The following is a 25,997-nucleotide window of genomic DNA, read 5'->3' on the forward strand; positions in this document are numbered from 1 at the left end:
CCATAGTCTTGGGGAGAAGGTGGGGTACAGAGATATCCACTAACGAAGCGGGCAGCCAAGCCCAGCTCACGCGCAGCTTCCATTAACAGTGCAGCAAAGTCACGACAGGACCCACTGCCCAGTGCCAAGGTGTTCTCTGCTGTCTGTACACCCGGCTCTTCACGGATCTGATAACGCATGGTCTGGTTTATGTAGCGGGTTAGTCGCAATATCAGTTCATAGCTCTGCAACTTTTCATCTGCTTGCCACAGGTTATCGATCCAGGCCTTCAGCGCATGGCACGAAGTTCCCTGTGGTGCCTTCAGATAAGGTGAGAGTACTTTCTTGTCACCATGCGTATAGTCAAATGGAAAATTGATGGCATAGTCAGAGACCAGGAAGTCGAGGGGAGACTCGTTATATTGCTGAATTATGACTTTGCTCTCTATGACCAATTGGCTGGCAGGCTGGTCAAAAGTTGCAATCGTTACAGAGTTATCCTCAGCATCCCGCTGCCAGTGTAGTTCTGCAGAAGGGGATATTTCGAGTGTGGAGGATTCAATCCGCAGTTCATGGCCCTCCCGTGGTCGCAGTCTTAGCCGATGAGGGCCAAGTATTACTTCTTCTGAGAAGGTGTAGTAGGTGCGGTGGAGTATGCTGTAACGTTGCATGGCATTGGCTTCAACAGGGTTTTATGTTGTCTCTGTAATGAGACGCAGGAGAATAGAGATATGATAGCTCAGTCATAAACAGCCTTATACGTGTTTACGCTACTATTTCACTCTTATCAATCCAATCGTTTCTTGAATCTTAGTGACGCAATAGCCAGTCCGACGAGTGTGAATAACGCTAACCAGTAGATGTCCGGTGCCATATTGATAATCTCAACATCCTTTAAAACCACACCTCGAATCAATCTCATGAAATGGGTTGCAGGCAGTGCTTCGGCGATATATTGTGCAGCTACAGGCATCCCTTCGTATGGGAACATAAAACCGGACAACAGTATAGATGGCAACAAGACAAATATAGTCATCTGCATCGATTGCAGCTGGTTCGAAGCAATGGTCGAGATAATCAGTCCCAGGGTCAGACTGGCTGTGATAAATAACAAGGTCGCGCCTGCCAGTTGCAATAGAGTACCATTGATCGGGACATTAAAGAGAAGATGCCCTAATCCCAGTATGATACAGACCTGGACCGCCCCGATAATAATATAGGGGACGATTTTACCAATCATCAATTCGATCGGGCGAACCGGAGTGGTGATCAGCATCTCCATATTTCCCCGCTCTCTCTCCCGGACAATGGCGGCAGATGTAAACATGATCATGGTCATAGTAAGAATAATAGCGACCAGCCCCGGCACGATATTGACCACGGTACGTTGCTCAGGATTATAGAGTAGTGTGACTTCAAAGGTGGGAGTCGATCGGTTGGCTGGTTTATCCAGTAACTCAACTAAAGGCATCCCTCTGAGGCTTTTGATCGCCGAGGCAACAATGGTATCTGATCCGTCGACTAACCATTGAGCAACAGGCCGGCTGGTTTCCGCATCAGTGGATGCCGGTGAACCCAAGCCAACACTGGGGTTACGCACAAGCCGTTGACTGACATCCTGGGGAATGATCAGAACTGCCCGTACTTCAGTAGTGGCGATTGCCTCTTCTGCTGTAGCTATATCGCTAAAGTGTTTGGTGAATGTTACCACTTGTGTGGCACTGATAGTCTGAATTAAAACCCGACTCAAACCGCTGTGGCTGTAGTCGACAACCCCCACTGGCAGGTGGCGGACATTGGTATTGATCGCATAACCAAAAAGGAGTAGTTGGATAAGCGGAATCATGACGATCATGCCAAAGGTCATTTTATCCCGCTTCAACTGTAGAAGCTCTTTTGCTGCAATGGCGCCTATCCGTACAAAGGGATTCATGGTCTGGTTCTCCCTTCTCCTGTGCAGGTCACAAACACATCTTCCAAGCTGGGACGAACCAGTGATAACTGATCTTCCGGCTTAACCAATGGCTGTTGGGATAAAAAGCTGATGGGATCGGCAATGTTGTCGTTAATCAGGACTCTCAAACGTGCACCCAGTTGTGCCGCAGAGATTATTTCGGGTTGAGAAATGAGCGTCTGTTTTAACTTGCGCAGGTTTGATGAACTGATCTCAACAACTTTTGCACCCATCACACGCATCAGCTCATCAGGGCTGCCATCAGCTCGTTTAATGCCATTTTCCAAAATCGCTAATGCATGACAGCGTTCTGCCTCATCCATGTAGTGGGTAGATACAAGAATGCTGGTGCCCTGGTCACTCAGGTCAAACAGTTGCTCCCAGAATTCACGGCGGTTTTCAGGATCTACCGCCGAGGTAGGTTCATCGAGAAACAGTAGTTCTGGTTTATGCAGAGTTGCAGCTGCTAAGGCGAGTCGCTGACGCTGGCCGCCGCTCATACTGCTGGCTAACTGCTTTGATTTGCTCTGTAAGCCATAAACAGTCAATAGCTCTTCGATACGCAATTTTTGGGTGCGGACTGATAGGCTGTATATGCTGGCAATGAATTTTAGGTTCTCCAGTACGGTGAGGTCATCGTAAAGCGAAAACTTTTGGGTCATATAACCGATATGCAGACGCAGTTTCTCGGCATCATCGGGGAGCGAATATCCTAGAACCTGAACCATTCCAGAGCTGGGTTTTAACAGTCCGGTCAACATACGGATGGAGGTGGTTTTACCGCAACCATTGGGGCCTAGAAAGCCATATATTTTCCCTTTCTCCACTTCTAGATCGAGGTTTTGCACCGCTTTTAAATCACCAAAGTTGCGGCTGAGTTTCTCCGCTCTGATGACAAAGTCGCTCATGGCAGTTCGACTTGTGCCGGAATACCATTCGGTAGTCCTGCCTGGCTGTCGGGTAACTCAACCTCTGCCAGATACATTAGCCGGGACCGCTCCTCCTGATTCAGTGCATAGTAGGGTGTAAAGGCTGGCTCCGATGCAATCCAGCGCAAATGGCCGGTTATGGAATGTTCAATACCATCAACATGGACAACAAGAGAATCCCCCACTTTTAGCTTTACTCTGTAGGGCTCTGGGACATAGATGCGTGCATGGGGTGTTTTGCCCGCCAGGACAATTGCCAGGGGACTACCGACAGAAACCCGCTCACCAAGATTCCAAGGCAGATTGTCCAGGATGCCGTCGCGGGTTGCGATAATGGTTAAATCTGCCAGACGTTTGTTCTCAATTGCCAAGGTCGCTTTTGCACCATTCAGAGAGGCCTCTGCTGCCCGCAGATCTTCTTCGCGAGTACCATTGGTGAGTATCAGTAGGGCCTCCTGAGCACTTTGTAAGCTGGCCTGGCTGGCATCTCTTGCAGAGAGTGCTCTATCCAGCTCTGACTGGCTCACCAGCTTTTGCTTTTTCAGATTAAGGATTCGGGCATAGTTGGATTGGTTCTCAGTCAGAGATGCACGGGCACCTTCGACATTGGCAGTTGCCGCTGCAACTTCTTCTTCCCTGGCGCCATTTCTGAGTTTTTCAAGGTTTGCCTCTGCCCGCGCGAGTTCAGCGCTGGCTTTATCTACTTCGGCCAGCTGAAGGGTATCATCAAGCTTTACCAGCAGCGTTCCTTTTGTTATCTGGGTGCCTGCCGGGACAGGCAACTCAACCACTATTTCGCTGGCAGTTGCTGTATGCGCAATACGATCACGTTCCAGCGTTCCCAGGGCTAGGTTCTGGGATGATCCATTACACGCAGTCAGAAGAGGTAAAATTAAATAGAGGAGCTTGCGCATCATTTAAACCTATTTAACGATTTGGAAAATGAAGGGTTATGTGCTGGCCCTAGTGGAAACAGTTAGCGCAAACACCAATAGTGCGCTCGCCGCTACCCATGAGCCGAGTACTCTTATCCCTACTTTTTGCCAAGAATATTTCTTGAAATAGTCTGCAAAGGCCATCGGTTGTAGTAACAGCATAGAGAGTCCCACGAGGCTGCCAAGTAGAGATATCAATTTGTCCACTCCTGCCACTGTGTCGTGTACTGAATCCAGTCCTAGTATAAAACCGGCCGAAGCTCCGAAAAACAGATGCCAATGCTGAGTAAGCGAGGGTTTAGTTGCTACCAGTAAACCGATAATCAATGTCTCACCTAGTAGAATTATATCAACTTCGCAACCAGTAGCGTAAGCGGAAGCTGCAACGCCGACTACTGATGAGGTTAAGAATATCTTTAATGTGTTTAAATTATTATTTGACTCTTGCTGGCCGAGATAGAGTCCTAATGCAATCAACAACAGAAGATGAGACGGTACGAAAAGAGGATGCAACAGACCATTGATAAAGCTGTTAAGGCCATGAACTGAGCTATGCGCAAATGCCAAATTGGGTGTGACAAGCAATATCCATGTCACTGTTGTACGCAATCCGTTGATCATACAACTCCGGTTAGGAAACCCACACCAACCAAAGCGATTATCCCTCCGCCCGCTTGGACTGCAATTTTTCCAACCGGCCACCGAACTAATAATCCAAAAGCGATGCCTGACAGATGAAGTAACCCCGTTGCTACGACGAAACCGACACTGTATGCAAGTGGATCAGCGGCGTTTGGTAACTCTGCGCCATGGGCATGGCCGTGAAATATAGCAAATGCAGCAACGATAACAGCTGCAATCAAGATAGGTGGACGAACTGCAAAGGCAACCATCATACCCAATACAATCGCAGAAGCTGCAATGCCGGTTTCAACTGCAGGAATAGGTATCCCCATCACGCCAAGTGCACCACCGAATGCCATAACCAGTGGAAAGACGACAGGAAGAACCCATATTGCAGGCGTACCGAGAAATGCGCCCCACAGACCTACTGCCACCATGGCAACAACATGATCCCATCCGTTAATGGGATGGGTAAAACCACTGAGCAAGCCTCCAGATATTCCGCTACCTGTATGTGCACTCACTATGCCTGTAAACATGACCAGTAAGATTGCTAAAGAGAATCTATGAATTTGTCTCATTTCGTTGCTTACCTTGAATGAAATGTCTATCTATGACTGATGTTATTTGCGAGAGTAAAATTTAATCTTGATTGGCAGGGGAAAGGGCTTATATTGTTCATCTACTTCGATCTGTGACGAAAAAATTAGCAGTGTTCCACTGCAACCTTAGGGGCCATATACCTGGTTGCACCCCATCCGTTTTACCTGGCAAAGAGCAATATCTGCTTCGCGAAGTAGGTGTTCGGAGCCTCCCTCAGCCTCGGGTGCCATGGAAGCAGTGCCGGCACTCATGGTAACCACGATACCTGCTGAGGAGTGCTCATGTCTAATTGCCAGTACTTCCACCGCGCTGCGGAACTTCTCACCATCTGGGTCTCACCATGGCGGTCGGTATCGGACGGAATGATTATAAACTCTTCTCCTCCATAGCGCTCAGGCTTGAGCGGTACGAAGCAGAATAGGGGGGCAGTGTCCACTGTCCCACTTACTTTAGCTATTACGGTTGTAACTGATTCATTGCTGTTTTATTTTCCAACCACATGAAACGCTTCGCGTACACCCTCTCCCCAACCCCTCTCCCGTAAAGGGAGAGGGGCTTTCAGAGTCTATTCAGAGAAGATTGTAAGTTATGGGGCAGTAGTGGGGCAGTGCCCCTATTTATTAGGTCTGTTTATTATTCTGTCAGGTAGTGGATCAGCCATGCGTGCAGTCAGCTCAGCATTGGTGCTGGGTAGTAACAGGCAGAGCTCCTCTCCCCCCAAACGCCCCAGTTTGTCACTGTTTCTGGATATCAGTGCAAGCTCTCCCGCGGCGAAATGTTTGCATATTTCAAAATTTACAGAGGAACGAGTGTTCGTTGTAAACGTGAAAATGTCACAGACAAAGGAAAAAAACCGAAGTAATGTCATCCACGATGTGATTACTAACCAAGGTAGCGTCAAATGAAACTACGTGATTCGAATAGGTCCAAATGGATTGTTGCTTGTATCGCAATCTGCATTTTCTCATTATCTCATACGGCACAAGCAGATATATATGAAGTTCTAAAGGAGTTGCAACTTAAGCGATTCAATGACTTATTGAAAGAGCGGTATCGCAATAATTCACAATTCGAGTTGCCAACAATACCGGTAGATCAGATTTTTACCTGCGCTCTCTACTATAGCAATACGAATCAAGTTAGTAGTAGTACATATATTTTCGATTTTAGAGACGATGGGACGCTTACACTCAATTTCGGATTGAATAATTATCAGACGGTTACCGGTAATGGCCATTATACTGCGCGGCCATGGGGTGGGCTGACATACTTTGATGCCCATGCAACATATGTTATTCCGGGGGTTGGAACCTTTCAGGCACAGTTTAACTTGAGTAATATCCAACAGACCAACACGCTAGGTATGATTCGGTATTTCGATGCCTCTGGGGAAGTAATCGAGAATGGTTCATCCAATCCAATTGAAATGTTCTGTCAGGCGGCCGGCCACCGATATAATGCCACAAGTAACAGTCTTCGCTTCGTCTGTCCCGATCAAGTCACTGAAGCAGGTGTCTATGAAAATAGATTCGATTTTAACTCTTTGGTACCGGGTCAGGCATTTCGCCAACGGAATTTCTATCCTCACGGGTCTAGCAGCGCCATCATTGAGCGTAACGAGGTTGGTATCTATTTTCGTACCGGCAACGACATACAGCTAGATTTTACTGTTAACCCGGTCCTGCGATCCGCTGGTGTCTATAGTGAATTCAGTGATTTCAATGAATTGAATGCACATATCGTAACAAACGGTAATCAGTTGCAAATGGTTGTTGACGAATTTCCAGTGGGTGAAAATGTCTGTATCCAGCAATGATCAGTGGTAGTTTTATTTGTATTTGAACTAACTATTTAAGTTTCTATACTTCTACCCTGACGTTTGGCGATCAGTTAATAGATTAAGGATGTTGTTTTGATAAGGCCACTCATTGTATAAAGCTTAGTGCTCCTGGATTCACAGGTAACTGGGGATAGATAAGGATATTCAGACTATTATGATGTGTTTAAGGTTTGCATCTAAGCTTTTACAATGAGTGATCTATAAATTCAAAGGTATTTCGCACTATTTACACTGGAGATGGAGTAATCTTATCCATTAAATAGCTAACAACATAAGCTGCAAGTGTGTAGAAAATAGGATAGGGGGATATATAGGAATCACAGTCAACTTTACAGTTTATAATAACGAGTAAATTGACAGTCAGTCCGATTCAGACCTCGACACAGTTTGAATTCAGGCTGCTCCTTATCTCTTTAGACTTTGAATATCCTTCATGGGTTATCAACCTCGAGGGGCAGAGTTGTTCAGCTACTTCGGCCGGTAACTAATGACCCTGTTACGTCCCTCATTTTTAGCCTGGTAAAGGGCCTGATCAGCCTGATTGAGTAATGTGTCGATGCTAGCGTCCTTGTCGATCAGTGTTGCTACCCCTAAGGAGACGGTGATGTGAAATGGTTCTACTCCGTTGGGTGATACTTGTGTTGAGGCTATTGTGGCACGAAGACGTTCGGCAGCCTGTATAGAGTGATCGATATCGGTATCAGGCATCAGTATGGCAAACTCTTCACCGCCAATGCGACCTACAATGTCTAAATCACGCAAACAGGTGAGACAGACTTGTGCTAGCTGTTTCAGAACTGTGTCACCTACCTTGTGTCCATAGCAGTCATTGATTTGTTTGAAATGATCAATGTCCAGCATAAGAATTGACAGCTTTCCACCATGACGATGCAGTCGTTTAAGTTCTTTTTCTGCCTGTTCCAGAAAATAGCGCCGATTAGCCAAATTGGTCAGATAGTCCGTATAAGCACGGCGCTCCAACTCATCATAGGCATATCGATTTTCAATAGCGATTCCAGCGAGATTTGCAGCAAAGCTTAGACGTTCAGTGTCATCAGCAAGCGGACTTTGAGGTTCAGTATGGTAGGCAGCAAAAGTGCCTAGAACCTTACCCTGTGAGGAGATGATGGGTTCCGACCAGCAGGCTCCCAGATTGGCCTGATCTGCCAGTTTGACATAGAGTTGCCAGTATTCATGAGTTCGAATGTCTTCAACGATTACACGCTCACCCAAATAGGCTGCGGTACCACAGGATCCAATGCCCAAGCCGATTTCAAGTCCATCTATGGCTTGGTTATAAAAGTCTGGGAGGTTGGGGGCCGCGCCATTGTACAGGTGTTTACCGTCTTCATCGAGCAATAGAATGCTGCACCTCAAGGCCTTATTCTCATGCTCTATCTGTAGAACAATGGCATTCAGAATTTCGCTTAAGCCGATTCCTCGGGCTACCATTTCAAGTATTGCATCCCGTGCCTGTTTGCGCTGCTCCAACTGCCAGTGTTCGGTAATGTCTGAGAAACTGACTAATCTATGTCGGCCAACCCACGAAGGGCGTATGATGGTGCGTCGGATATCTCCATTTTTACAGGTAACATCGGTCTCTAGTTCGGGAGGGCGAGAGCCAGTATCACGAGCCAGGTCTGCCTGTTTACTCCATTCACGGACCACTGTGTCTCGATAGAGTACATCGGGATAGGCTCGTCGAAACCAGGACTCAAGATCCGGCAAATCATCAAGTGTGTAGCCAAATAACTCAGTGAACTTATGGTTGATATACTCGACGCGTTTTTCATCATTTGACCATCCGATGGCAACCGGGGAGAAATTCAAAATGTCCTCGAGCTGCACGCGTCTTTCGGCATGCGCGTTGAGATCCTGTTCCAGTGAGCTCTGGCGGATTCTTGCTAGTCCACTGGCTGCAAGCATTTTTGCCATTTCGACCATAACCCCCATATAGGATTCAATACGTTCCTTGCTTACTATGGGGATAGCCTCTATGGATTCCAGATAGGTTTTCTCATCAAAGTCGAAATGTTCGGCTTGGCTTTTAAAAAAGTTCATATCCGGTGGATCGTGAAGTACCTGTCCGAGAAATAAGGTCGCCAGTTGCTGGCCCTCGATAATCACTGGAGTGGCGTAGTCCATCAAGCCATTTTTACATAACCCACCGACTACGTGTCCTTCACTGAGGCCGTTCATTATAAGTAGATTGCTTTCTCGACAGCGCTTTTCGGTTTCGGGTTGGCATCGATGAAATTGCGAACAGGCATTTTTCCTGCTCGACATGGATATCAATTCGCCATTTGCTTCTACTACACCATTAGGTATGCCAGTTGCCTGAAAGAAACTTTCCAGCATGCGTGTGAATGCCGGCATATCAACGAGATCGCGAAAACGGTAAGTGACACTATTCTCTGTAGTTACAGAATGCACAGTAGCTACCAATGAAATGAGTTTCTATAACTTGAGTGTAACAGATAGAAGGATATTTATACGCCAGGATTCAGTGAAACTCAGCTATCATTCACCTTTTCAGGTTAACGCTAATTTCATTCAAATGGTTTTGTTATGTTATTGAAATATAGTATGTTTTCAGTGATATCATATGCAGGCATTCAGTGTGTGAAGCCCTAATGGTAAGCAAATACACAGGGGGGGGATTTAGTTTCCTGATATGTTCAGTCATAAGTAGTGCCTCATAAACTAACCCAGGAAGATTTTCCGCAAAAAAACTCGAAATATGGATTTCCGTGTTTAGGTCATTTGCAAATAGCTACGGTTATTTTTCTTAAGTGAGCGTCGTTGGTAGAGAGTCATTTTCTACCAGTCCTAGCCTGCACACTAAGCGATGCTGTTGCATGCACTGAGATTGCTGAAAATAAGTGACATCCACCTCAACGTGGTATCCAATTGAATAGAATACGATGTTTAACCATCAGCCAGATCAGCGCAATTGCTGAAGCATGCACCATGGTACCCAATAAAAAGTTACCCTCAAGAGGAATCGGTAGATTGCTTACCAGCAGAATTACATATATATGTATCGTAAACACATACAGAGAGGCTTGGCCCAAAGGGATCAGTAGCCAGCCCAGAGCTTTGTCAAAGATCGACCAGTAACGGGATAATAGGATATACATGGTGATAAACAGTGCGGCATTGTTCAACAGGCGCCCCGGTCCAAGGAGAGTTTTGTCGAACCAAAAGCCGTGCAGATAGAGGTAAGTATCGGAGGGAATCAGTGACAAGGTCGGCCAGGGCCAGAAAAGAGGATCTGGCGCATTGAAGGCCAAGAGGATAAATCCCAGGCAAACTATTGCTGCCAGTCGTCCCATCCAGCTAGATTTTTCCGCTACCAGCCAACCCAGTACCTGTTCACGATAAAAGCCGACAATCACTCCATTGAAGAACAGTAACTGCCATGTTAAGAGTGGAAATCCCAATTCGAATCGTGCGGGAGTGAGGTGAAGGAATATGAATAAATTGGCTATATATAGACCCCAGGATATCAATAGGAGTCTAACGACATAGCCTTTAATCAAGGCCAGGATTGCCAATGGCGCCAGACTTAACAACACAACATAGAGTCCGATGATCTGGAACTGATGGGGGCCAATTTTCAGCATCAATGTTTTCCATAACCATGTCCACCACGGGGTCGGTAATACTGGATAGAGATCATAAGCCTCGGTTCGTACTGCTGGCACCCACCAATGACTTACATCGTGCACATCTATAAAAGGCAGCAGACCTAAGAGGGGGATGCTCAGGATAACGAAAATATTTACACGGTATAGTTTGAACGCACGTCGCCAAAGATGTTTGGATGTTGGAAGCAGTCCCTCGGTCTTTGCACGATTTCCATAGACTATTCCCACAACAATGCCTGAGAGTAGCACAAAGCCTTCTGCGCTAGAGATGATGCCAAGGCGCTCCCAAGCCATTAAAGAAAACAGCGAGTAGTACTCCAAGTGCACTATCACCACATAAATCATGATCAGGCCACGCATGAAGTCCAGACGAAGATCTCTTTTGTTGAGAGCTGGATATGCCCAGCGGTTGTTTCTTTCCATATTGATATTATTTTTATGAGAGATGTCTTTCTCAGATAATCCTTGGTCAAGTGAATGCTGTAACGCATCGCATATGCCAGCATGCAGATTGCCACCTACTTTATCATCCCGCTCTGTGATCCGACCAGATAAGCGGAAAGAATACACTCTTAACAATACATGAGTTTACTGAGCTTGAAAGGAACTGATCCTGGGTTCAAAGAAACAATCAAGCGGCATGCTGATTTCTATTTTTTTTGTTTTTGCTCCATGTAGTGAATAAATGAACGCTCCTCATGGTCTGGGCGTATTTGAAGATAAACTACCAACACAACGACCACTACTCCAACCCCCACTAAGCTCAATGTACCGAGATAGCTGAACTGATAACCTAAAGCCTCGAAATAAAATCGGTCTCCTTGACCGGCAATAATTCGTTTGACCAACATACCGACAAAGCCAGACAAACCCAATAAGAAAAGAAGCAAGCCAGCTATAAAACGCTTTCTCGGAAATTTTGGATCATAATACTTCAAAATAGCGCTCCAATTTATTCATTTTCGAATGCAAATTTATCATTCTTATCAATTTTATTGTTCACTTAACCAAGTGCGTGGACTCTTTCCAAAATGGTGTGTAAATGAGCGGCTGAATGAAGATTGACTATTGAATCCTAAATCCAGTGCAACTCTCCCTATGGATTGACCATTTGTCAGTGATTGAGTCGCCAGACTCATACGCCACTGATTCAGATATGCAAGCGGAGTCTGTCCAACCACCAAATGAAAGGTTTTAGCAAACTGGGTCCTGGACATTAAGGCAATCTTGGACAACATATCCAAATTCCAAGTCTTAGATGGATCATCATGCATTGCCATAAGCGCTAAGCAGAGTTTTTGATGGGCCAATCCAGCCAAGGCACCATCGGTAATAGAGCTCTCTTCAATCTGCAACCGAATCAATTGAATTATGAGGATTTCACACAAGCGATCCACTATGGCACTTTGTCCGCAACCTGGCTGCAGGGCCTCATAAAACAGTAAATTAATAGTCGATGTGAGTAGTTGAGAACCTTCTCCCGTGTGTAGCACCATATCGGGAAGACTGAGGACTATAGGGTTGTACTCTGCGCTGGAAAACTTCACTGTGGCACAAATCACTTCCACCGAACTGTTGGGGTCAGTGCAAATTGTATGATCAATAGCCTTTGGGTAAAAGGCGACACTAGGTGAGGCCAGAACTTCTGATATATCTGCATGAGAGACCTGCAGCTCTCCTCCCCTGCAAAGGTGCAGGTGGCCGACACCCTCTTTCGGAAAGTGATGATTGCCACACAGACTTCCAGAATAAAAGGTACTCGCCTTGAGGCTAAACTGGGCCAGTAGCCCGGAGAGTCGATCTTCCATGCAGCTCCATAATTTGGTACGAAATGACAAGTATAATGCACTTAATGTGACATATAATTCAAGTATTACCTCTAAAATAGCAGTCACTGCTAATATTTATCCCACAAATGGGGAAGGAAACAGAGATGACTGAAGGCTATTTATTTAAAGAACTACTACCCGTTCAAAGTGATAGTGCAACACCTGCTCAAGCCAAACTACTGGCTCAAGCTAAGGCAGCAGTTGGTTTCATCCCAAATATGTACCGTGGCATGGTAAACCTACCGGGTTATCTCGACACTTATCTCCATGGATATAGACTTTTTCGTGAACAAGGAGGGTTTTCTCCCGCTGAGCAAGAGGTAGTTTTTCTTGCCGTCAGCAAACAGAATGGTTGTAACTACTGTACTGCTGCACATAGCACTCTAGCAGCAAACTACTCAGGAGTGCCGATGGATGTTTTAGAGTCCATTAGATCAGACAGTCCTATACAAGATGGCAAAATGGCTGCGCTTTATGCCATGACGGTTGAAATCACAAACACCCGGGGACACCCTTCACCTGCAACAGTGAAGGCATTTTTCGAGGCGGGTTATAGTGAGAAAGAAATTCTGGCCATTACTTTAGCTGTCTCGGTAAAAATATTAAGTAATTACAGTAACCACTACTTTGACACGCCTGTTGACGAAGTATTTTCCGCCTACAGAGTCAAGTAGCTGTTTACAGAAGTGACACATGCATACCTAAAGATTTGGGCCAATCACTGTTAAAGGGTGAGGGACATGGTTAGCCGAAGACAAAAAACAAATAATGATTTTCTTGGTATCGCCAGTCTGTTTTTTGAAAAATCTAGCCTGCAATAGGACTTTATGGCATATAAAACTGATGTAAATTAAAAAATGTGCGCTCTATCAAGGAAATGAGAGTTACGAAATTTCTATATGTCGACTTTAAAACATTACTGGTATAAAGGTAATTGATCATCATGGATGGATATTAAAAGTAAGCATTTAATGGACTTCTTAATGCCTCCTCTACGCTGGCATAGATCCTGATGCTGTGAATAGGGTAGTTACATCGCCAAATTCGCTCCGGGACAGAGGGAAAATCGAACTATTTGGATTGGATGGATATCATCAAACTGAATAGGTGACGATGTTGTGTATTGCACCCGAAGGATGCAGTCGGGTTCCAGGATAGTTGTCCAATTGGATCAGAAAATGCGAACTATTATTTCCCTCCCCCTAACTATCATTATTTTACTCATCTTAACGGGCTGTGAAGCGCTCACCACAGAAGAAGATGCTGAAACCAGCGAACATACAAATCAAGCGCCAACCATCGAAATTACCGGCGATGCCCACGTCAGTATGGAAATTGGTGAAACCTACAACGACGCAGGTGCCACAGCGAGTGATGCTGAAGATGGTGATCTAACAGATAGTATACAAACAACCTCCAATGTTGATACCTCTGTCGCTGGATCCTACCAGGTCAGCTATACGGTTACTGACTCAGATGGCCTTAGTGATCAGGTCTCTCGCAGTGTTCAGGTAAACGAAACGGCGGCCCCAGAACCCGAAATAGATATTGGAGTCAATAGCGCTCCAACTATCGAAATCACTGGTGATACCACTGTTGATATCGAACAGGGTGTGACCTATAACGACCCAGGTGCCAAAGCGAGTGATGCTGAAGATGGCGACCTGACAGGAGAGATCCGGACTACTTCCAATGTGAACACGTCTATCGTGGGAACCTACTGGGTCTACTATGCAGTCTCGGATTCAGATGGCGCTAGCGCTCAAGCCACTCGAAGTGTGCTGGTATACGAAACAGTCACATCGGAACCGGAGAACACAGTTCCAACCATTTCAATCAATGGAAATCCCCTTGTCAGCATCGAGCTGGGTGCGGCCTACAACGATCAGGGTGCTGTTGCCGAAGATGCAGAAGATGGCGACCTGACAGATCAGATCGTAACCACCTCAGAGGTTAACACCGCCATCGCTGGCACCTATCAAGTCAGTTATACGGTTGTGGATTCTGATGGCAGCAGTGCACAAGCCGTTCGTACGGTAGAGGTTCTTATCGGCACAAATAGGGGTAGTTATCCGGTTAGCTGGGAGAGCAATTTTTCAATACCACCGCAGGATGCCAACGGATGGTCAATCCTTACCCCTTCTGCGGATTCGCGGTTGATTTATATCTCCAGTTCGGAAGGTGATGATGATACGGCACAGTTCTACGAGGTCGATGACAGTGAAATCGGCAGCGATCCGTTAGCTCCAGTCGGTTCCGTTGCCGCCTACGCAACAATCGACGCGGCCCTTTCACAGATGCGTAAAGGCTATCCCGACTATGTTCTGCTGAAAAGAGGTGATAGCTGGAGGCGTGGGTCGTTTTTAAATCCCGGTGCCGGTCGTTCTGTGACAGAGCGGGCGGTGTTATCAGCTTACGGTGCTCTGACCGATGATCGACCGTTGGTAGAAAATGCCGGGCTCTTTCTCAATACAAGTAGCTATCTCGCCGTGGTCGGGATTCACTTTCGCGATACAAAACGCAACCCTGATTCTGCAGAGTTTGTTGGCTTTGATGCTGTCGGAGGGGGAAACGGAATTGGTGCGACTGTCTATAGCGCTGCTGGTGGGCTGTTGTTTGAGGACTGCTGGTTCGAATGGTTCAGTGGTAATGTTATTCAGTCCTGGGCTTTCGATAGCGACGGTAATAAGTTGTCGATCCCCGATATCATTGTCCGTCGTAATATCTTCAACAATAACTATTCGGTCTCTTCACACTCCCAGGGGCTCTATTCGTTCATGACCTCAATGTTGCTTGAAGAAAACATCTTTGATCACAATGGCTGGTATCAGCAGAGGAGTGGCGCGAGCACCAGTGAAGGGCAGGCGACCATTTTTAACCACAACACCTACTTCGGTCATGTGCATGATACCATCTTCCGCAATAACATCTTCCTGCGTGCCTCAAGTATCAGTACAAAATTCACCTCCAACACTACCTCGGGAACCAACCGGATTTTCGTCAGGAATCTCCTGCTTGACAATAACTTCTATGCCGAAGGGGAGGTCGGTATAAGTTTGGGGGGGAACAAGGATCAGAATAACGGGCCTCGATGGGATAACATCCTGGTCACCAACAATGTTTTGACCGGTATCGGCCGCAGTTTTCCGACCAACCGGGGGCTGGGCTGGGGGATCGAGATCAGCGACTGGAATAGTGGTTTGGTTAGTGACAATCTCATGTCTAACTGGGGAGAGTCTGGTGTGTACACCAATACCTGGGGGATTAAGAGTACCGGCCATGTGACAGATACAATCATTGACAGCAACATCATATATAACCTGTATAGCACTTTTGGCGTATTGTCGTTCACGGATGCAGGGGTAAGTGGAGCTCAAAACCGGATTGTTGTCAGTAATAACGAAATTGCAGCGCTTTATGAAACCAAGGGGCGGATTATTGATTACACGATTGCACCGACGCAGCAGGAGTTCAGCGATAACTACTACTATTTTGCAAAGGATCAGTCGCAATGGTTTAACAGCTCAAGTGGCCGGATCAGCTTGACCGATTTTATGAGTCTGAGTGAGGATACGAACTCAGTTGCCGAACTGCGCGAGTATGTCGCACCAGAGCGCAGTATTACGACTTATCTCAATGCTCTTGGCTATGCTAGTGGATTGAATGATGAGACTGAAATTCCAGCTCTGGTTGAACGACTCAAACAGCAGCGTAAGGGAAATTGGGATGAAAACCTGACTGCTACTGCTATCAATAACTTTTTCCGTAACGGGTTTTGTATTGTTGGTAACAGTAGTTGCCGCTGATCAGGTGCAGCGTTAGTAGGGACGTTTCAGGATTCTCAAATAACCCTCGGAATAGAGAATAATAGTCGCTAAATAATTGCGGAGGCCATTATCCTTGCAGTTGTCGTAATAACGTTCAATAAATCAGGACAGGTATCCTTTGAAAAGAACATTCTATTGAGTTAAAGTTTTCAACATGCATGGAATGTATGCAAGCCAAGGAGCCGGCAATGACGATATCGCAGATGCAACAGATCTGCCTTGTAGAGACCCACTATTACCACTATTTATCCTGCTGTGTTCACCGAGCATTTCTATGCGGTGAGGAGGATTTGCAGGTTGTAGCTACGAACACCGTAGAGACAGGATAATGGAGAAGTTCAAGCAAGTTGATAGAGTTACAGCGATGGACTCATGCTCTTTATCCTCGAATCACTCGATTTTATCGCCAAGCTGGAGGCATCGGTGTCCAAGCCGAGAGTAAGCCTGAGCAGAATCCACGGCGTATGTATCTATACACTCGCTGTATTTTTGAATTCCTTCACCACATGTCTCGATCTGTAAGAAGTGCGGTGGAGAGGCTAAGGTGATTGCCTCTATAGAGTATTTTCAGGCTATCTACAAGATTCTCAGCCATTTACAGGCGATTCAAGCAAAAATCAGAGTTTTGAATGGATGAAGGTCGGATAGATGGGTAATGTCGACGATTTGTTGTATTTGTTGTTCAGCCATGCAATGTATGGGTATTGCATTTATTTTTTCATATTTAGGCCAGATGCAAATTCCATTGTTTAGGGAATAAGTGAAACTGTAAGGAGACAGTAATGAATTGTGTAAATAGTCCCACATTTGGTAATAAAGCTCTATTTTTAAAAAGTACATCTATACTTTTTATCACCCTTCTAATTGTAGCGTGTGGTGGAAGTAGTCATGATGAGTCTGACTGCGGAAGTTCGGATTGCATGCCGGATGAAGAGGAAGGCCGCTTTCTATATTTTACTGGAAGTTTGTCGGCAGTAGATGCAGACAATCCAGAGATCCCAGTTCAAATTGAGTCAGGGAATAGTTTAATCAAGTCAAGAAATGGCTATGATCTGGCAATTCAGAGTTATTCGACAGGTCTTTATGATAACAGTCGCCACAGTATTTTAAATTATTCTTTAAATACACATGTTTATGCTAAGACAGATGGCAGGTTTTACAAAGTAAGTAATGATAAGAGTATAGGCCTTAATCCAATTCGGGTTTCTAATGAATCGTCTGCTGATCATCTATGCATGCAAGTGGGAGGTGTGCCTGTATTTGATAGTAAAAGTAAGGCAGAGGACTATAGTGATTTAGATAAATCTCAACTTATTTACAGTTTGTCAGGTGAGGATAATGACTGTGATGCTGCGGCAGATAATGAATGGAAAATGATTAGCTTGGGTATGGATTCAGATGACTCACCTGTTGAAGCTTTACCGCCTGTAACTGCGCTTTGGAACCTGGAAGTTGATGCGTCAATTCAGGGTTGGCTGGTGATTGACTCAGGCGTACTGAAAAAGTGTGATGATCAATTTGAAAACTGTGAAGATAGTCTCATTGAAAATGTTGGAAATTTGCAGCATGTATTTGGTTTAGGTATGAACAACCATCTTCTACTAATTGACGACAATCTCTATGTCTATGATGATGTAGAGAGTAAATTATCAAATTCAGTATTTAGACTGTCTGCGGATGAACTAATCACAAGCTACGCAGCAGACGAGAGTGATATATTTTTTTCAATTGGAGCTGCAATCTATAAGGCGCCTATTGATGGTGGCTCGGTTGCTGTTGTTTTTAGTGAAGAGTCATGGGATTCACCTTATCAAGCTATGGTTCATGATCTTCATCTAACCGACAATCATGTTGTTTATATCAAAGTGCCAGGAGATGTCTATTCCAGACCTGAGATAAAAGCAATTAATAAGCCCGGTGGTGCATCAGTGACCTTGGCTTCTTCTGATAGTTCAAGCTCAGTAACTTTAGTGACCAATGGCGAAAAGATTTTCTATTCATTTGAGGAGGTAGTATTAGATGCTGAAGGTAATTACACGTTACTGCCTATGTTGGCTGGTATAATGGATGAGGACGGTATTGATTTATATACTTTGGCCGATGCATATTTGATTGGCTGGGTGAATTCACAGACGCTGAATAAAGGAGCGAGTGATTCTCTAGCTCGATTGCAAGATAAGTTTATCCTTGGTGAGGCTATAAGCCAGGAGGTATCTGGAATCGGGCTTAGTTCTTTTGATGCTTCAACGGGTGATGAGCTTCTTAATCTCGGCAGTCTACATGATTTGGACGGTCTGATTGGTATTAATTGTCGTTATTCTGACGGTGATCAAATGTTATGTGAGGTAGCGATTGAGGCTATGCAAGATGCTGTTACATCAGAGCTGCGATTTCAAAATGATATTTTATATCTTAATGCTGAAGTGAGTGAATCTTTGGTGAGAGTGACTGATACGGAGGATGTATCAGAATCTGTGATTCGAAACTAGTAACCTTACATAACATATACTTCACGCTAAATAACTTCAGTTATCTTTGGAAGTCGCTCAATGCGTAACTGGGGGTTAGAGACCCCTAGTTACCCTGATGTCATTATAGTTAATTATTAGTCGCTTCCAAGTTCTGTGCTACATCAACATGAACATCTGCTTGGTCTTGTACATATCTCCGGGTCGGAGTCGAATCTAGAACGTATTGATCTGTTAGAGATGTGTACTGATGTTGTTTCGAGGTGACTCACGCAATGGACGCTCTCGACTCCGACCCAATCATGTCCAACTCTATTTGAATCGCTTTTGGGTGGGGTTTTGGAATAAGAATATCAAGCCTATAATAACTATTTATGCTATTATCAGTATGTAGATGCTCAATCATATCTATACAATACTGGTATTCCTTTTTGCCAGATAACAGGATATCCCGTGGTCCCCGGGACGGACAGCTCTCTCGATATTCAGTGTTTTATAAAACGTTGTCAGGACATCATTGAACAGGCCTATTCGAGCTACTTTCAGTTGAATGGCGTTGCGCTGTCTGTCCTGAAAATATTCCATTAGAGTTATTAGGGTTGAACGCCATGAGCAAAGGAAGAAACAGCAAAAAAGAGGGTAAGAAGAAACCCGCTATGACGCCAAAAGAGAAGAAGGCGGCAAAGAAAGTAAAAAAAGAGTCTCATGGATTGTTCAATAATGACAGGTAGTCTTACAGACTGATACTTGATTTTTTTGGCATGATAATTATCCTTTGTTCTGATAAATTTATCAGAGCAAATCGGAATACTCACAATTTGATTCTGGCATCAGGCTAACTGAAGCTGTCTAAATTCATTCCAGATGAATTTGACATGGGGTAATTGCACCTAACAGCAGATAACACAGCTAAGTGACGCCAGCCCAGCGAAGGTAGGCAACCAAGTAAATGATGGATGTCACAGTAATTTTCCCTTCCACTATTTCACCGTATCCTCGGGGTCGGAGTCGACTCGAGAGCGGATTGATCTGCTAGAGAGATGCGCTTGTGTTGTTTCGAGGTGACTTACGCTATAGGAGCTCTCGACTCCGACCCCTTCAGGTTACAGGCTGATCTCTTGCATATCGTCAAGCCATCCGGCCTTTTCATCCAACTGCATGATTTTTATTTGGCTCCCTTCATGGGGCTTTTCTGGTCTGGAGTGGATGTGTTTTAAAACCAACTTGTCGTCGACTCTACCGCATATCTCGATTTTTCCGATGTCATGGCCCATGATGAACTTGAATCGCTTTGCGTAACCATCCAGTCGCTCTCTGGCCTTGTCGACAATATCCACGCCCCTTCTCAATGGTACTTGGAAATGGTGCCTGACACGGGAAACCGGCATACATTGGTAGAGGTAGTATGGATTAACACCAATCTTAACCAGACCGTTCATCAGGGATTCGATATCGTCGACACTATCGTTGACCCCTTCCAGAAATACCGCTTGATTATTAACTGTAACGCCTGTTTCACGTATTCTGAGCACGGCTTCTTTCGCTATATCTGTAATTTCACTTACATGATTAAAGTGAGTAGGCAAATAGAGGGACTTCTGCCTGTTGAATTCCCTGAAAGTATCAAGTAACTCGTCGTCGAAGAACCGCATCGGGTAGACCACGGGTGTTCTGGTGCCGATCCGAACGTAATTGAGATGATCTATATCCACTAGACTCTCAAGAATTTTCTTGATTCTGCTGGTGTTGATCAACAGAGGATCCCCACCCGAGATTACGACGTTTGTTATCTCCTTGTGCTCCCTGATGTATTCTGCGGCACGTTGAAAATTCTCTACTGTTTTGTCATTGGGCAGTCCAACAATCGCTTTTCTAAAGCAGTGTCGGCAATACATCGAGCAGTAGTCAGTGGCTACAACAAGTGCAGAGTAGGGATACTTGTGTAGGATACCGTTACCCTTGTTGTGTTTTTCATCACCATACGGATCCTGGGTTGTTTCTCCCATCGATCCGGCAACCACCAGCTCCTCTTCACTGGGAAGTGCCATCTTTCTGATCGCATCCCCTTTATCAGTTTCATCAATGAGGCTTAAGTAGTATCGCGGGATGTTCATAGGGTGATTATCAACCACCTCTTTTAACGTCTTCTCCTCTTCATCAGATAATTCAATATACTGTTTCAGGGAGTCGATAGAATTTATGTTGTTCTTTAGCTCTTTCTGCCAATCGATTGCAGTCCAGTCTATGTTCTTCAGTTCGTTGAGTTTGCTCATTGAGTTCAGCTGTAACCTAGAGGGCCTGTGACATCAATACACAACCCGGATTGGGTTACACTTGCAATCTTGATTCTCACCAAAGAAAACGTAGTGTTGAGTCTGATGGCGACTAATTGGATTAGCTGTCGAAGGCTTATGGAAGGGATTTATCTGTAAAATATTCCTGCAGATACAGACAAAATTTGGTTGGATTGTTAATCAGTGTACTAAATTTTAGCTTATCAAGCAAAACGTGTACTTTGTTAGTCTGTAATAAATTTAAAAGGCAAACTAAAATACAATGTTTTATAAGATATTATTTAATACCTCCGGGGTCGGAGTCGAATCTAGAGTGGAGTGACTTGCTAGAGAAATGCACTTGTGTTGTTTTGAGGTGACTCAGGCTATGGAAGCTCTCGACTCCGACCCTTGCCAGGCGACTCCTTCAGTAGCTTGTGGTGATGCCAAACGAGATTAACATCGGCAACTGGTAGATTGGATCTTTGTCAGTGTAGTCAGCACTGTATTCATAACCACTGACATTCTTCTGACCATAGGCGTTGATTAACTCAACATAGGCAGTTGTTTTCTCGCTGAAGCTGCGGCTCAATCTCAGGTCTAATCGGTGATAGTTCGGCATGCGCTCCGAATTGATATCGCCATAGACTGCAATATAGCGACCATCTCTATCAGGATCTTCGGTTGCACCAGTGATCGGGGTGTAGGGTGCACCAGAGTGATACCACCACTTTGCGCCGACTTCCCACTTATCGTTGATATGGTAATTACCGACCAGGGTAACTGCTACGGGCTGATCGTACTCGAAGGGAAAGCTTTCATCTGTTGCGGTATTGGTACGCTCTGCTTTGGATAGGGCCAATGAAAGCCAGCCTGACCAACGATCTGTGCGCATCTTGCGTAGGAATAACTCGACACCGGCAGCTTTACCCTCTCCAGAGTTATTATATCGAGTGATTGGATCACTGCTGACCAGATTCTCCATCACCTTGTAGTAGACTTCTGATTTCCACTCCCAGCCATTCATGCCAATATGTTCGATACCTGCCACGTAGTGTGTGGCGTCAAAATGAGTCAGTTGAGGATTACCAAAGACCTTTTCCACTTGGTTAAGAGCTGGCATTTGATGATAGCGCCCGTAACCAACACTGTAAGTCCAGTCTGATGGCAGGGAGTATTCGATATGTAAACGTGGTTCGAGAAAACTCTCATCGAGATAGTCTTCATGTTGTCCTGAAAGGCCTGCTGTAAGTGCGAGTTGTTGAGTGGGATACCAATTCTCTTCGATGTAGAGTTGTTCAGAGGTAACCTCTATCTGAGCTTCGCTACTGAGTTGGTCAGACTCGGTGTAACTGCAATCGACATCGAACTCAGTGCACCCTGTATCACGGAACTTTATGTCGTAATCTGCGCGTAATCGGGTCACCTGTCCGCCAAGGGCGAGAAGGTGGTCGGTGCCTAAGGGTTGGGTCCATCGCCCTTTGGCGTATATTGTATCTGTTTCCAGATCCCAATCGCCTACTGATGCAGCTTGAGCAGTGATCTCACTATTCATGTGGCCGATAGCAAGTGTTGGAGTGTTGCTTCCGGGAGTGCCCTCCCAAACCAACCCCTGGCTGTGGTAGGCGATGTCATTGCTGTGAGTGCCAACCAGTACTGGTTCGTTTTGAGCTGCTTTGCTATCGGAAGCAAGTTTCACCTCCATTTCATCACTTGCTCCAGTAGCCTGGAGTCTGATGCGACTGCCATTTTGCAGCTGCCAGAGATATTTTCCCTGATAGTCTGTGTAGCGGGGAAATTGTACGAATTCGATACCATCCTCGTTATCTTCCACCACATCTTCTAGTAGCAGATCCATATAGCTCATACGTCCCGCCAGATAGAATGAGTGACCTTCACTGATTGGACCTTCAAGCAACACACCGGCCTGGAGCATGCTGACGTCAAAGGTAGAGGTAAAGCTATCGTTGTTCGGATCACGCAGGCGGGTATCGATCACTGCACCAGTTCCGCCGACATATTCGGCACCGTAGGCAGCCGGGTAGTAATCAAAGCTCTCTACCAGTTGTGGGTTGAATACACTTACAGTGCCGCCGGCGTGGAACAGATAACCTGAGGGAAGGAAATCAACAAAATAGCTATTATCCTCGGGGCGGGAACCACGGATCGCTGGGTCGGCGCTGGTGTCGTCATTGACGATCACTCCCGGCAGTGCCTGCATGGCGCGCATTGGATCGCTGCCAGCACCAGGTATCTTTTCCAGGGTTTTGCTATCAATGTGGTAACCGAGGGGAGGTGCTGACTCGAGACTTGATGGTTCCTGGTCTGGTGTTACGGTCATTTGTTCCAGGTGTTCCGTCTCCTCAGCGCTAGCAACCCTGACCAAGCCAGTCAGGATGAGTAGCAGGCAACCTGGCGAGATAAATCCATTGATGATTCTACTAACCATTTTTCCTCCATGAAGAAGTAATAATAAGGGTGCCTCTATTAACTGCCAATGACAAATAGAGTATTCGCCTTCGTCAGTTTCCTGCTCCATCTGAAATTCCATACTTGCAGTAACGCTCTAACCCTATGTGTGAATAGTATCTGTGTAAAGACGTATTACTCAATACGACTTGTGTAACAAATTGTATTTAGGGGTAGGCTGATTAAAAAAGAGTAATGTTAAGCACTGCATGTTCAGGTCAGTACAATGCTATTGGAACGGAGCAGTCAACTTTTTTAGCTTAAATGATGCTGTTTATTTAATGCCTGCAGGATGGCTGGATAGTTAAATTGTACAGCGAGACGGCTCAGCGTTTGTTGCAGTGTTTTGTCATACGACTCAACCTGTTGGATGGCTGCGTAAATACGCCCAGGTTCAAGGTTGAGCAGTGCCTCCCTGAGTTCTTTAAGCAATGCCTCGGGCAAGACTTTCATCATCTCCGGTGTTAGTGTCAAGCTCTGCTGTTGTGGTTCTGGCTTGTCTGCATAGAGATACTTCACGCCCAAGTGTCTTGATAGACAATCGTATATTTCGATCGCTCGATAGGGTTTGCTCACATAATCGTCCATACCGGCAGCAACTATCTCCCTGCGCTGATCAGCAAAAGCGGAGGCGGTCACCGCGACGATCTTTACCTCCCTGCCATTGGGTAGCTGACGAATACGCCGCGTCGCTTGAGTACCGTCCATTACCGGCATCCGTTGATCCATCCAGATGAAATGAGGATGCCAGCTAAGAAACAGCTCCACCCCTTGTGCGCCGTTGTCGGCTGTCCTGACCTGGAAACCCACAGACTCCATTAGCCTGACAAGCAGTGACTGATTTTCAAGCTGGTCTTCCACAATCAGGATGCGGTATTCGAGTTGACCTGGTGCCAACCGTTCCGCGTTGCCCATCTCTGTAGATGTCATTTTGACGATATCGCTCTGCTTTGCTTCGATAAGGGGTAAATCAACCCTGAATAGTGAGCCTTCTCCTGGCGTGCTTTCAAGCGTAATGCTACCCCCCATCATCTGTACAAACTGGTGAGTGATGGTGAGACCGAGACCGGTGCCACTATTGCCATTATGCGGACGGAGTTGGACGAATGGTTCGAAAATGCGCTGCTGCTCTTCAGGTGTTATGCCTGCACCGGTATCCTCAACCTCTATCAACAGTTTGGCGGTGTTGTCATTCTCTGTCGCCAGGCGCAGGGTCACTTCTCCGTGTTGGGTGTATTTGATGGCGTTACTCAGCAGGTTAATCAATATCTGTCGTAGTCGGGCTTCATCACCGACGATGTAGTGCGGGAATTCCGATGACTGGTCAATGTGCAGTTCCAATTGTTTCTCTTGGGCACGTATATGCATCAGGTCGGTAATATCGCGTACCATTGATTCCAGGTCGAATGGTAGATTATCGGGTTTTGCCTCTCCTGCTTCGATCTTCGCCACATCAAGGATATCGTTTATCAGGTGCAGCAGGTGTTCGCTGCTGCGGTTGATAATGTCGAGGTAATGTATTTGGCTCTCTGCAAGTTGCGGGTCCTTCTGCATGAGGCTGGAGAATCCGAGGATGGCGTTCAATGGAGTACGCAGTTCGTGGCTCATGTTGGCGAGAAAAATACTTTTCGCTTGATTGGCCTTTTCGGCATTTTGTTTTGCCATGACCAGTTCAACAGTACGTTGCTCGACCTCGTCTTCCAGCTTATCTTTATAGCGGCGCAACGCCTCTTCAGCTTGCTTCAGGTCGGTGATATCCATCAGATTCCCGACAACACTTACAACCCTCTCTTCTTCATAGATAGGTTGAGCTGTTGTGCGAATCCATAAACGCCTCCCCTTTATGGTGGTGAATGGAAATTCAAGGTCGTAGGGTTCACCTTTCTCATAGGCGTTTTGAAACGCCTTCAGTATGACTGGCCTGTCTTTCGGGTCATAGCAGTCAAGACCCAACTTCAAATGATCTGTACTGGGATCATTGGGTAATTCATGGATAGAGTAGAGTTCATCGGTCCAGAAAAATACCTTAGTTTTGACGTCGTACTCCCAACCACCGACCTTGCTCAGGCGCTGAGTGGCATTCAGCAGTGCTTCACTCTTTCGCAGCGCCTCATCCACCCGCATACGTTCTGTAATCTCTGCCTGCAGGCGTTGATTTGTATTCACCAACTCTTCTGTACGCTCGCTGATTTTACACTCCAGTTGTTCGGTGAGCTCCCGCAGTTGCAACTGGTTTTCCACTCGAGCAAGCACTTCCTCCCGATGAAAGGGCTTGGCTATGTAGTCAGCCCCCCCTACTTGAAACGCCTTGACCTTATCGCTCTCCCCTTCCAGAACGCTGATAAAAATGATCGGAATGTTGCATGTCCTATCATCCTGTTTGAGCAGTCGGCATACCTCAAAACCATCCATCCCGGGCATCTTGATGTCCAGTAGGATAAGATCGGGTAAGGTGGTTCTTAGAAATCGTAAAGCGAGCTTGCCATCTGAGGCTGGGTGCACAACATAGCCTCGATCTTTGAGAATGCCCATCAACAGTTGAAGATTGGCCGTGCTGTCATCCACAACAAGGATTGTGCCTGACTGAGAAAAGTTAGTCTTTTTATTCATAGCTGTT

At 45.8% G+C, this 25,997-nt stretch carries 18 protein-coding genes and 1 pseudogene; 5 read left to right on the forward strand and 14 right to left on the reverse strand.

Annotated elements, in window-relative coordinates; genetic code table 11:
* From AC4IE7_RS15575 to AC4IE7_RS15605, 7 genes and pseudogenes are all read right to left on the reverse strand, one after another.
* Nucleotides 1-650 (reverse strand): transglutaminase family protein (locus AC4IE7_RS15575; protein ID WP_490777778.1); only part of this gene is annotated, 650 nt, incomplete at its 3' end.
* A 116-nt stretch (nt 651-766) separates the two neighbouring features.
* The gene (locus AC4IE7_RS15580) at nt 767-1,912 is read right to left on the reverse strand and encodes an ABC transporter permease (protein WP_490777779.1); all 1,146 of its coding nucleotides are present in this window, start codon (nt 1,910-1,912) and stop codon (nt 767-769) included.
* A complete protein-coding gene (locus AC4IE7_RS15585; protein ID WP_490777780.1) occupies nt 1,909-2,841 on the reverse strand; it encodes an ABC transporter ATP-binding protein in 933 nt (310 codons plus the stop codon). Before AC4IE7_RS15585 ends, AC4IE7_RS15580 begins: the two co-directional genes overlap by 4 nt.
* The gene (locus tag AC4IE7_RS15590) at nt 2,838-3,779 is read right to left on the reverse strand and encodes an HlyD family secretion protein (RefSeq protein ID WP_490777781.1); all 942 of its coding nucleotides are present in this window, start codon (nt 3,777-3,779) and stop codon (nt 2,838-2,840) included. Before AC4IE7_RS15590 ends, AC4IE7_RS15585 begins: the two co-directional genes overlap by 4 nt.
* Nucleotides 3,780-3,812: 33 nt before the next feature.
* Nucleotides 3,813-4,418, reverse strand: coding sequence for a HupE/UreJ family protein (locus AC4IE7_RS15595; RefSeq protein ID WP_490777782.1), 606 nt, complete (start codon nt 4,416-4,418; stop codon nt 3,813-3,815).
* Nucleotides 4,415-5,002: a HupE/UreJ family protein gene (locus AC4IE7_RS15600; RefSeq protein WP_490777783.1), complete on the reverse strand. Its 588-nt coding sequence runs from the start codon at nt 5,000-5,002 to the stop codon at nt 4,415-4,417. The genes AC4IE7_RS15595 and AC4IE7_RS15600 overlap by 4 nt, the downstream gene beginning before the upstream one ends.
* A gap of 147 nt (nt 5,003-5,149) precedes the next feature.
* A pseudogene (locus tag AC4IE7_RS15605) lies at nt 5,150-5,332 on the reverse strand (diguanylate cyclase domain-containing protein); the annotation flags it as partial.
* A gap of 593 nt (nt 5,333-5,925) precedes the next feature.
* Between AC4IE7_RS15605 and AC4IE7_RS15610 the strand changes: the two are divergent.
* A complete protein-coding gene (locus tag AC4IE7_RS15610) occupies nt 5,926-6,840 on the forward strand; it encodes a hypothetical protein (RefSeq protein ID WP_490777784.1) in 915 nt (304 codons plus the stop codon).
* A gap of 492 nt (nt 6,841-7,332) precedes the next feature.
* Here the strand turns inward: AC4IE7_RS15610 and AC4IE7_RS15615 are convergent, their stop codons facing one another.
* The 4 genes from AC4IE7_RS15615 to AC4IE7_RS15630 form a co-directional block, all read right to left on the reverse strand.
* Nucleotides 7,333-9,297, reverse strand: a complete 1,965-nt coding sequence (locus AC4IE7_RS15615) for a diguanylate cyclase (protein ID WP_490777785.1) — start codon at nt 9,295-9,297, stop codon at nt 7,333-7,335.
* Nucleotides 9,298-9,758: 461 nt separating this feature from the next.
* Entirely contained in the window at nt 9,759-10,937 is a 1,179-nt protein-coding gene (gene opgC / locus AC4IE7_RS15620) for an OpgC domain-containing protein (RefSeq protein WP_490777786.1), read from the reverse strand.
* A gap of 227 nt (nt 10,938-11,164) precedes the next feature.
* The gene (locus tag AC4IE7_RS15625; protein WP_490777787.1) at nt 11,165-11,452 is read right to left on the reverse strand and encodes a hypothetical protein; all 288 of its coding nucleotides are present in this window, start codon (nt 11,450-11,452) and stop codon (nt 11,165-11,167) included.
* Nucleotides 11,453-11,506: 54 nt separating this feature from the next.
* Entirely contained in the window at nt 11,507-12,322 is an 816-nt protein-coding gene (locus tag AC4IE7_RS15630) for an AraC family transcriptional regulator (protein WP_490777788.1), read from the reverse strand.
* Between the two features lie 125 nt (nt 12,323-12,447).
* Between AC4IE7_RS15630 and AC4IE7_RS15635 the strand changes: the two genes are divergently transcribed.
* From AC4IE7_RS15635 to AC4IE7_RS15650, 4 genes are all read left to right on the forward strand, one after another.
* The gene (locus tag AC4IE7_RS15635; protein WP_490777789.1) at nt 12,448-13,017 is read left to right on the forward strand and encodes a carboxymuconolactone decarboxylase family protein; all 570 of its coding nucleotides are present in this window, start codon (nt 12,448-12,450) and stop codon (nt 13,015-13,017) included.
* A 504-nt stretch (nt 13,018-13,521) separates the two neighbouring features.
* The gene (locus tag AC4IE7_RS15640) at nt 13,522-16,149 is read left to right on the forward strand and encodes a DUF5011 domain-containing protein (RefSeq protein ID WP_490777790.1); all 2,628 of its coding nucleotides are present in this window, start codon (nt 13,522-13,524) and stop codon (nt 16,147-16,149) included.
* Nucleotides 16,150-16,952: 803 nt separating this feature from the next.
* Nucleotides 16,953-18,659 (forward strand): hypothetical protein, encoded by a 1,707-nt coding sequence (locus tag AC4IE7_RS15645; RefSeq protein WP_490777791.1) that lies wholly within the window; start codon nt 16,953-16,955, stop codon nt 18,657-18,659.
* A 587-nt stretch (nt 18,660-19,246) separates the two neighbouring features.
* Entirely contained in the window at nt 19,247-19,369 is a 123-nt protein-coding gene (locus AC4IE7_RS15650; protein WP_490777792.1) for a hypothetical protein, read from the forward strand.
* A gap of 372 nt (nt 19,370-19,741) precedes the next feature.
* Here AC4IE7_RS15650 and AC4IE7_RS15655 read toward each other — a convergent pair whose 3' ends face one another.
* The 3 genes from AC4IE7_RS15655 to AC4IE7_RS15665 all read right to left on the reverse strand — a co-directional run bounded on the left by AC4IE7_RS15655 (nt 19,742) and on the right by AC4IE7_RS15665 (nt 25,990).
* Nucleotides 19,742-20,911, reverse strand: coding sequence for a KamA family radical SAM protein (locus tag AC4IE7_RS15655; RefSeq protein WP_490777793.1), 1,170 nt, complete (start codon nt 20,909-20,911; stop codon nt 19,742-19,744).
* A 427-nt stretch (nt 20,912-21,338) separates the two neighbouring features.
* On the reverse strand, nt 21,339-23,360 hold the full coding sequence (locus tag AC4IE7_RS15660) for a TonB-dependent receptor plug domain-containing protein (RefSeq protein ID WP_490777794.1): 2,022 nt from the start codon (nt 23,358-23,360) through the stop codon (nt 21,339-21,341).
* A gap of 275 nt (nt 23,361-23,635) precedes the next feature.
* Nucleotides 23,636-25,990: a response regulator gene (locus AC4IE7_RS15665; protein ID WP_490777795.1), complete on the reverse strand. Its 2,355-nt coding sequence runs from the start codon at nt 25,988-25,990 to the stop codon at nt 23,636-23,638.
* Nucleotides 25,991-25,997: the final 7 nt, after the last annotated feature.

It is taken from the genome of Candidatus Thiodiazotropha sp. AKAK3 (genome assembly GCF_058244645.1).

Excerpts from the sequence above, each read along its gene's own strand:
- AC4IE7_RS15635 (WP_490777789.1), top strand. The coding sequence starts at position 12,448 with ATGACTGAAGGCTATTTATTTAAAGAACTACTACCCGTTCAAAGTGAT.
- AC4IE7_RS15640 (WP_490777790.1), top strand. The coding sequence starts at position 13,522 with ATGCGAACTATTATTTCCCTCCCCCTAACTATCATTATTTTACTCATC.
- AC4IE7_RS15660 (WP_490777794.1), bottom strand. The coding sequence starts at position 23,360 with ATGGTTAGTAGAATCATCAATGGATTTATCTCGCCAGGTTGCCTGCTA.
- opgC (WP_490777786.1), bottom strand. The coding sequence starts at position 10,937 with ATGGAAAGAAACAACCGCTGGGCATATCCAGCTCTCAACAAAAGAGAT.
- AC4IE7_RS15610 (WP_490777784.1), top strand. The coding sequence starts at position 5,926 with ATGAAACTACGTGATTCGAATAGGTCCAAATGGATTGTTGCTTGTATC.
- AC4IE7_RS15655 (WP_490777793.1), bottom strand. The coding sequence starts at position 20,911 with ATGAGCAAACTCAACGAACTGAAGAACATAGACTGGACTGCAATCGAT.
- AC4IE7_RS15595 (WP_490777782.1), bottom strand. The coding sequence starts at position 4,418 with ATGATCAACGGATTGCGTACAACAGTGACATGGATATTGCTTGTCACA.
- AC4IE7_RS15590 (WP_490777781.1), bottom strand. The coding sequence starts at position 3,779 with ATGATGCGCAAGCTCCTCTATTTAATTTTACCTCTTCTGACTGCGTGT.
- AC4IE7_RS15650 (WP_490777792.1), top strand. The coding sequence starts at position 19,247 with ATGAGCAAAGGAAGAAACAGCAAAAAAGAGGGTAAGAAGAAACCCGCT.
- AC4IE7_RS15585 (WP_490777780.1), bottom strand. The coding sequence starts at position 2,841 with ATGAGCGACTTTGTCATCAGAGCGGAGAAACTCAGCCGCAACTTTGGT.
- AC4IE7_RS15645 (WP_490777791.1), top strand. The coding sequence starts at position 16,953 with ATGAATTGTGTAAATAGTCCCACATTTGGTAATAAAGCTCTATTTTTA.
- AC4IE7_RS15630 (WP_490777788.1), bottom strand. The coding sequence starts at position 12,322 with ATGGAAGATCGACTCTCCGGGCTACTGGCCCAGTTTAGCCTCAAGGCG.
- AC4IE7_RS15580 (WP_490777779.1), bottom strand. The coding sequence starts at position 1,912 with ATGAATCCCTTTGTACGGATAGGCGCCATTGCAGCAAAAGAGCTTCTA.
- AC4IE7_RS15600 (WP_490777783.1), bottom strand. The coding sequence starts at position 5,002 with ATGAGACAAATTCATAGATTCTCTTTAGCAATCTTACTGGTCATGTTT.
- AC4IE7_RS15665 (WP_490777795.1), bottom strand. The coding sequence starts at position 25,990 with ATGAATAAAAAGACTAACTTTTCTCAGTCAGGCACAATCCTTGTTGTG.